General features: G+C 30.4%; 8 protein-coding genes. 1 reads left to right on the top strand and 7 read right to left on the bottom strand.

Annotated features, from left to right (window positions below; translation table 11 throughout):
* On the top strand, positions 1–248 hold a 248-nt coding region (locus tag BMZ74_RS13865; protein ID WP_143070141.1), incomplete at its 5' end, for a transposase.
* A gap of 43 nt (positions 249–291) precedes the next feature.
* Here BMZ74_RS13865 and BMZ74_RS13860 read toward each other — a convergent pair.
* From BMZ74_RS13860 to BMZ74_RS13830, 7 genes are all read right to left on the bottom strand, one after another.
* Positions 292–1,074: a YveK family protein gene (locus BMZ74_RS13860; protein ID WP_177181462.1), complete on the bottom strand. Its 783-nt coding sequence runs from the start codon at positions 1,072–1,074 to the stop codon at positions 292–294.
* A 14-nt stretch (positions 1,075–1,088) separates the two neighbouring features.
* Entirely contained in the window at positions 1,089–2,843 is a 1,755-nt protein-coding gene (locus tag BMZ74_RS13855) for a GumC family protein (protein ID WP_089862804.1), read from the bottom strand.
* A gap of 151 nt (positions 2,844–2,994) precedes the next feature.
* The gene (locus tag BMZ74_RS13850; protein ID WP_089862803.1) at positions 2,995–3,657 is read right to left on the bottom strand and encodes a hypothetical protein; all 663 of its coding nucleotides are present in this window, start codon (positions 3,655–3,657) and stop codon (positions 2,995–2,997) included.
* A 36-nt stretch (positions 3,658–3,693) separates the two neighbouring features.
* Positions 3,694–4,035 (bottom strand): phage holin family protein, encoded by a 342-nt coding sequence (locus BMZ74_RS13845; protein ID WP_089862802.1) that lies wholly within the window; start codon positions 4,033–4,035, stop codon positions 3,694–3,696.
* 268 nt (positions 4,036–4,303) lie between these two features.
* The gene (gene nagE, locus BMZ74_RS13840; protein WP_089862801.1) at positions 4,304–5,728 is read right to left on the bottom strand and encodes an N-acetylglucosamine-specific PTS transporter subunit IIBC; all 1,425 of its coding nucleotides are present in this window, start codon (positions 5,726–5,728) and stop codon (positions 4,304–4,306) included.
* A 241-nt stretch (positions 5,729–5,969) separates the two neighbouring features.
* Complete coding sequence (locus tag BMZ74_RS13835) at positions 5,970–6,830, bottom strand: BglG family transcription antiterminator (protein WP_245750901.1); 861 nt, start codon at positions 6,828–6,830, stop codon at positions 5,970–5,972.
* A 40-nt stretch (positions 6,831–6,870) separates the two neighbouring features.
* Positions 6,871–7,118: transposase (locus tag BMZ74_RS13830; RefSeq protein ID WP_143070141.1), on the bottom strand; the 248-nt coding region annotated here is incomplete at its 5' end.

Below are 7,118 nucleotides of genomic sequence, written 5' to 3'. Positions count from 1 at the left end.
AGTCTATTCAAGCTTTAAATAACTGGTATGAAAATGTTAGTCAGTCTAAATTAAATCTTTTCTATAGAGCTAAAGGAACAGTAAAACGCTGGGAACAACACATTATTAACTATTTTAAAACTAGAATAACCAACGGATTTGCTGAAGGATTAAACAACAAAATCAAATTAATCAAAAGAATTGGCTACGGTGTTCCCAAAGTTGAAAACTTAAAACGCCGAGTATTTTTATCATTGCTAAGTATTTAAGAGTAATTCAAAAAAACAAAGAGATAACATGATTCAAACGGTGCTATTTAGATTTCACAACATTTGTCAAAGAACCTAAATTAGGAGTTTTTTTAGTTACAGGTAAATAAGGTTCATCAATTACTCTAACCTGAGCATAACTAAGTAATTTTTCTTTCTCCTGTTGAATTAAAACTCTTAAATCTCTTCTAACCATAAACAGAGAATTACTTTCATTTAAAAAACTATTTAACAAAAGTTGATTAGCTTCTAGGTCCTTAGTTGAGTTTAGATGCTGATCTTGAGCTATTTTCCGGTTAATTGATTTTAGCTCACCCTCTAATTCTTCAACATATCGCTGCTGACTTGCCAGCAGCGATTTATAGTAATCAGCTGACTGCTGACTAAATATACTAATTATATTATTAGTTAAATCATAAGCGAGCTGAGGTTCACTGGCTTCAACCTGTAATTCAATAATTTTTGTTTCTGGAATCAAAGTTACCATTAGCCTATTTTCTTGATAATAATTAATCTCCTGACTAGTTAATTCAAGCCCTGCTCGAGCTGCTGCCTGTTTGATAAGTTCTGAGCTCTGCAAAAACTGTCTGGCATAATTACTCTGGCCATAAATACCTGGATATTCCGTAAGCTGAATTTTAGCCCTGGTCTGATAAGTCGTTGGTAAAACAAAAAGATTAATCAAAAAAGCTGCCAAGATAGCTAAAACTACCAGTCCCAAAATAAGCCACTTTTTCTGCCAGAGTAAAATTATATATTCTCTTAGATCAATTTCATACTCATCATAATACTGGCGATTATTTCCTGAATTTATTTGTGATTCCAAATAAATCCCCCCCTTCACTCATCTTGCATAAATTCTTTGAAGAATATAATAAAAATCGCTGTCATAAAAGCAAGCACTGCTGCAATAGCAAGATCGAGCATTAAATTATTAGCATCTGGACTGCCTGGTCTAACCGCTTTAGCATAAAATTTAACATCACTTGTTCTCTGGGCCTCAGTAATCCTTGCTTCTTCAGATCTTTTAGCAAGAGAATCATAAGTATTTTTCACATCAGCTATTTTCTGATCTAATTCTTCAATTTTGTTTTCTGCCTGCCATAAATTATTCTGTAAAGTTTCAATTTCAGCAGTCAAATCCGACTCACTCTGCTGATAATAGGTTAATGTAGCCTGCAGTTCTTCAACGTTTAACTCTAAATCAAGTTTCTGCTGCATTAATTCCTGATACTTTTTAGAATAATTCTCATAAACTTGTTGATAAACTGTTATATTTTTATTGAGATTTTGCTGCGTATTTTCTAAACTTAGATACTTCTTTCTTAAATTTACTAAAGAGGCCGTTAAGTGATCAATCTGCTGTTGATAGGAGTCAACTAAATTAGAGTTAATATCAATAATAAGTTGATTATTAGTAAATTTCTGCTGTGTATTCTCATAAATGGGATTAACAATTTCATTCTTTAACTTTAATTTATCAAGTATAGCTAAATCTTTTTGGTTTAAAATGCTCTGCCAGAGAGTTTGATTATCAATACTTTTATTAAGCTGCCAGGTTTTAGATTCTGTTTTAAGGAATTGCTCAAGATGCTTATTTTCCTGAATAGCTGTAGTTAAATTGTTCTCTAGTTCAGCTATTTTTGCCTGATAGCTAATTATCTTTTCTTCTTTATTTTTTATCTTTAATTTTAATAAACCAAGATTATTTTCTTGGTTAAATTCTACCAGTTTTTGCTGGCTATTTAAAAATCTCTGCTTATTCTTCAATTGCTGATAATCTGCAGCTGAATCAGAAGCTTTCTTATTATAACTAAGATCTCCTTCCCAGTTACCATCATCCTCCAGCTTACTAAGCTGTTTTTCCAGATTAGTCAATTTTATTTTTTTAAATCCAAGTTCACTTTTTAAGTCAAGCACTTTTTGGTTAATAGAAGTTAATTTATCTTCTTTATTGCTCAATTCCTTGTTTAATAATTCCAGTCTGTTTTTTTCTTTGAAATTTAATTTTTGTGTTTTTAGTCCTTTTAACTTATTTTCAGTTTCTTCAAACTGCTGTTGAATAACACTGGAGATTTCAGTTACTTCACTTTTTCTAATCTCTTTACTATCAGCCATAAATAATTTAGCCCATGAATTAGCAATTTGAGCTGCTAATTCTGGATCTCTATTTTTTACTATTAACTGAATCAATGGTGTACTATCTTCTTCAGCTGCAGATAAAAGCTTTACTTTCATCATATCCCCTAACTGATCTACACTATATTCTTCTCCTTCCCTATTTTTCAGGGAAAGATCAGCAATTATTTTTGCTTTAATTGAATCAGTCTGAGCTAAGTTTTCATATGTATCAGCTGAAAATGTTTTTACTTCTAAAGAAGTTGTATAACGAGGGGGCAAAATAAGTAAAGTAGCTCGAGCTTCATAAACAGGTTGTACAAAAAATAAGTTGTAAAAAAGAGCTGCCAAGATAGCTAAAATTACCAGTCCCAGAACAAACCACTTTTTTTGCCAGAGTAAAATTATATATTCTCTTAGATCAATTTCATACTCATCATAATACTGGCGATTATTTTCTAAATTTTCTTCTCTCATTTTATATCTCCTAACCACTAAAAAACCAATTTTACCTATTATAATAATAAATAACTTTATTATTAACTATTATAAACATCATTAGTATCTTAAAGCAAGTAAAAATAAGGCCCATTTATACTGGGCCTTATTTTACTAAATTATAGATAAGTTAATTATTAAATGTCATTTTTTTAAGATAATTTAAGTTAAGCTCAAAAATTTCTCCTGCAGCTGGCCAGAGAACTATTTTATTTTGAGAAAAAGTAGCTTCAACTGCAGAATCATTTTGCCGTTTAATCAAGTAAACATCTTTAGCAGCTAAATATTCAATGGAAATTAGCTTACTAAAGGGTATATTTAGCGGACTGCCTAAGGAAGTATTAATATTTATACCATTTTCTACTGTATTAGCAGAAAAATAGTCATTATTTGTTAAGCTAACTGAGACAGCTTTATTGTTACTAAATTTAGCTGTCTGACTAAAATCAAGGCTGCTTAAATCCTGCAAATTAATATTAAGCTCCTGACTATCACTTCTAAATTTAATAGTTCCCTGCAGCTGACCACTAAATTTATTATTTTCAGCTGCCTTTAAAATAAACAAAGTATTTTTTCTAGTTATTTTACTTAAATATTGAGTTTGAATATTAATTTCAGCATACTCAGTTTTTAAACTGAAACTGTTTGTTAATATCTCTCCTCGATAACTCTTACCATTGGTAAGAGTTAGCTGATCAGCTGCTACAGTTCCATTTAAAATGAACAAAAATAGAAATAAAAACAAAACAGCCGAACTAATTTTAATAATTTTTCTAAAGCAGGTTTTTAACAATGTTATCTCCCCCCTAGACTTGAGGACTAGTAATAATTAATCCTCAAGCATATTATGCAGGATTCCTGATACAACAGAAACAATAACTGAAGCTAAAATAGCTGAAAATAGGCTCCCTACATAAAAGCCTGGTACTAAAACAGAGGTTAAAGCAAGCATAATAGCATTAATAACCAATAGAAAAAGGCCAAAAGTTAAAATAGTAAAGGGAATAGTTAGAATAGTAAAAATTGGCTTAATAAATCCATTTACAAAACCAAGCACTACTGCTGCAAAAAAACCTACCCAAATACTACTCACAGTAATTCCAGGAATTAAATAAGCAGCTACAAGTAAAGCTATCATAGTTGAGAAAACTTTTGCAAAAAAATGTGACATTTTTTTATCCTCCTTACTTAAAAGAACTTTAAATTTATTTTAACATTAAATTTTAAAGTAAAACTGTAATTTAATTACTTTACTATATTAATTTAATTCTATAATTCTTAAAAAATCCCTGCTTTTTACGCTTTAGTTCATTAATAATCTATAAAGAAGAATTACAATTTTAAATTATTAAAAAATAAAAACCAGAAACCCCAAAGAAAATAGTGGGATTCCTGGTTAGTAAATATTTTTAAAAAATTAAATGTTTTTAATGAGCTTATTATTTTAATTCTTTTTTTATTTTATCTGCAATAAATTCTGCTTTAGTTCCAACAACAACTTGAACATTATTTGTATTTGCTTTTAAAATACCTGAAGCTCCAAGCTGTTTTAATTTAGTATCATCTAAAAGACTGGAGTCATTGACCTCTAATCTTAATCTTGTGATACATGATTCAATACTAATTATATTTTTTGAACCTCCCAGAGCTTTAATATACTGTTTGGTTTTTTGATCAATATTTTCTGTAGAATCTTTATCATTATTCTTCCTTTGCGAAGCAGGCATTACACTCATATCATCCGAATCAGATAGCTCATCTGTTCTACCAGGAGTTGGAATATCAAACTTTTGAATAGCAAATCTAAATAATAGATAGTAAACTATAAAAAATACTATACCAATTGGAATAATTAAAAATGGCTTAGTAGCCAAACCATAATTTAAGAAATAGTCAATTGCTCCAGCCGAAAAGCCAAAGCCATGCTGAATACCTAAAACATAGGTTACAACCATAGATAGACCAGTTAAAATAGCATGAATAACATAAAGAACTGGTGCCAAGAACATAAATGAAAACTCAATTGGCTCTGTAATTCCTGTTAGAAAAGCAGTTAGTCCTACACTCAAAAAGATACCACTTACAGCTTTTTTGTTTTCAGGTTTAGCTGTATGATACATTGCCAGAGCTGCTGCTGGCAGTCCAAACATCATCATTGGGAAAAAACCTGACATGAAGAATCCAGCTGTTGGATCACCAGCAAAAAAGCGTGATAAATCTCCTGTTATAACTTCACCAGCTGGCGTTGTAAATTTACCAAAAACAAACCAAATAAAACTATTCAATACATGATGCAGACCAACAGGAATTAACAGTCTATTTAAAACTCCATAAACAAAAACTCCAACTGCTCCTGCATTAATAATCCACTCTCCAGTCATTTGAATAACATTCTGAATAGGCGGCCATATATAACCAAAAACACCTGCTAAAATCACACTACTTGCACCAGTAATAATCGGTACAAAACGCTTTCCACCAAAAAACCCTAAAAAATCAGGTAGTTGTATATCATGATAGCGATTATATAAATAACCAGCCAAAAGACCACCAATTATACCAGCCAGAACTCCCATATTAATATCAGAATTAATAGCCTGAGTTGCATTAGTAATCACAAAATAACTTACTGCTCCAGCCAGACCAGCTGCTCCAGAACTATCATAAGCTATTCCAACAGCTACCCCAATTCCAAATAATAAAGCTAAATTATCAAAAATTGCTGAGCCAGCTGCCATCACAAAAGGAATATCTAAAACATCTGCTGCTCCTAGCCTAAGTAAAAGAGCAGCTGCTGGTAAAACAGCTATAGGAAGCATTAACGACTTACCTATTCTCTGCAGACTTGAAAATAATTTTTTCATAACTAAAATCCTCCTTTTTTTAAGTAATTCGCCTAAATACACTCCCAATAAATTTTTCATTCTCAGATAAAACTTTTAATAATATTTACTCTATATTATAACTACAACATATTGTGTAGTTTTATTTTAAAAATTTCTAAAAAATAAAAAAACCGAAGAAAACCATCACTCTAAATAATCGAGTAATAGTAATTCTCCGGCTATTGCCTGATTTAACAGTAACATGGCCTTAATAACTATTTTAATTTAAATTTTTTTCCAATCTATGCAGATGTAAAGCAAGATAGCCTTTTTCATCTTCTGGTACTTTATAATCTAATCTTTCTTCAATAAGTTCTGCCAGCTGTTCAGCAAGCTTATAACTTGTTTTAAAATCAGTTTTAATATTATCTAAAAGAGGATTAATATTATTTTCACTACTTTCAATTCTTTCTAAAGCAAAACGAAGATGATTGACAAGTCGAGCATAATTCAAACTATCATATTCAAGTTTCTGTCCCATTTCTGTTTCTATTTTTGCTACTAACTGTTTAATTAACGAAGTATTTTTAACAGTTTTAGAAACTTCATTATTATTAATTGCCCCATGAATATGAAAAGCTATAAATCCTATTTCTCCCTCAGGAATTACCAGCTCAAACCACTTTTCTAAAATTGCAACTGCCTGCCGGGCCAGCTGAAATTCCTTCTTATAAAGAGTTCTAGTTTCAACTAAAAAAGGGTTAATAATTTCCATACCTTTTTTTATTCTTTTTAGAGTAAAAGCAATATGATCTGTAAGTCCAATTCTAATATACTGATTTATATCAGCTGTTAATTCTTGATTTATCATAGCAATTATTTCTTCAGTAGCCTGAATAATTTTACTATCAACCTCTTCCAACAGCTGAAAATAGTTATTACGCTTATCACCTGTTAGAGGAATAAACTCCTGCTTTATCTGATAATCATCACGTAAAAAAGTATCTCCTTGTTTATTAGAAAAACCTATTCCCGTCGCAATTAAAATAAATTCTTGCTTTTTAAGGCAATTTTCTGCCAGAATTACATTATTATTAAATATCTTGGTTCTTTGACAAATGTTGTGAAATCTAAATAGCACCGTTTGAATCATGTTATCTCTTTGTTTTTTTGAATTACTCTTAAATACTTAGCAATGATAAAAATACTCGGCGTTTTAAGTTTTCAACTTTGGGAACACCGTAGCCAATTCTTTTGATTAATTTGATTTTGTTGTTTAATCCTTCAGCAAATCCGTTGGTTATTCTAGTTTTAAAATAGTTAATAATGTGTTGTTCCCAGCGTTTTACTGTTCCTTTAGCTCTATAGAAAAGATTTAATTTAGACTGACTAACATTTTCATACCAGTTATTTAAAGCTTGAATAGACT

It is taken from the genome of Halanaerobium salsuginis, assembly GCF_900114545.1.
In the GTDB taxonomy this organism is placed as follows: Bacteria; Bacillota; Halanaerobiia; order Halanaerobiales; family Halanaerobiaceae; genus Halanaerobium; species Halanaerobium salsuginis.
Note: the sequence above shows the minus strand (reverse complement) of the source record. Positions and strands in the feature narration are given on the sequence as shown.